We start from the raw sequence: 911 nt of genomic DNA on the forward strand, positions 1-911 counted from the left end.
CTCGGCCAGCCACCTGTTTGACGGCTTCAATTTTGAATTCTTCGGTGTAGCGTGAGTTGCTCATTGGACCTCCTGGGTGCCTTGATTATAAGGCCTGGAGGTGTCTACGAAACTAGGGGCTATTCAGATCTTGCCTGACCACCAGCCTAATTGACTCATAGCATTGATTTTCCCAGCGGCACTTCCCATCATCGCTATACGAGACTGCAACACGGAAACAGCCATGCCTTGGATAGCTGAAGAACCAGCAGCGCCACTATATATCAAAGCCTCCAGGCACCCCAAAAGCTGCTGCTTGGTGAGGATTTTACTTCCGAGAAGGTCGGATAGTGCCGAATTTAGATTGCTGAGCTGAAAGAGAAAGATGACTGACGCAATTTGGTTACCCCGACTTCCCGCTGCGGCGCCGAAGGTAGAGCGCACGGTTCCAACATGCCGGAAATCTCTAGCAGCACTCCTTATTTCCGCTGCCATGCCCTCATCCATACCTTCCACGACTAAACCAATTGTCCCTGAAGTGCCTCCAATCGCACTAAGAGCATTAGTCAGCGAGCTCTCCATGGCAGTTAACTGGCTCCTGATTCGCGAAATTCGCTCATCAATGAGAGCCTCAGAACCCGGCGGATCAACATTCATAACCTGCCGATCAAAGATGGTTTTGCGCGTTACGTAGGCTGCGCTCAACTCTGTACGTAAGGATATCCCGCGGTCGCGCAGGTCTAAGTAGGTTTCAACTTCAGCCGGAGAAGAGTAAGCGTCCGGCGATCACACCTTGATAGCAGGTTTCCAATTGTGCGGCAGTAGCTCGTCGATGGCGTTGTTCTTCTGCGTTGGCAGTCGGGTCAGCACATCTTTCAGGTAGGCATAGGGATCATGGTCATTGAGCTTGGCTGACTGGATCAAGCTCATGA

The 911-nt window shown here is 51.6% G+C and carries 2 protein-coding genes; both read right to left on the reverse strand.

The window, feature by feature from the left end; all coding sequences use genetic code 11:
* Nucleotides 1-123 precede the first annotated feature (123 nt).
* On the reverse strand, nt 124-561 hold the full coding sequence (locus H4J77_RS19540) for a hypothetical protein (protein WP_182250125.1): 438 nt from the start codon (nt 559-561) through the stop codon (nt 124-126).
* Between the two features lie 204 nt (nt 562-765).
* The coding region (locus tag H4J77_RS19545) for a transposase domain-containing protein (RefSeq protein WP_182247823.1) at nt 766-911 on the reverse strand (146 nt) is incomplete at its 5' end.

This window comes from Pseudomonas sp. 5Ae-yellow (assembly GCF_014077575.1).
Lineage (GTDB): Bacteria > Pseudomonadota > Gammaproteobacteria > Pseudomonadales > Pseudomonadaceae > Halopseudomonas > Halopseudomonas neustonica.

What these genes read in the sequence shown, in the direction of transcription:
- H4J77_RS19540 (WP_182250125.1), bottom strand. Translation starts at nt 561, where the DNA reads ATGGAGAGCTCGCTGACTAATGCTCTTAGTGCGATTGGAGGCACTTCA.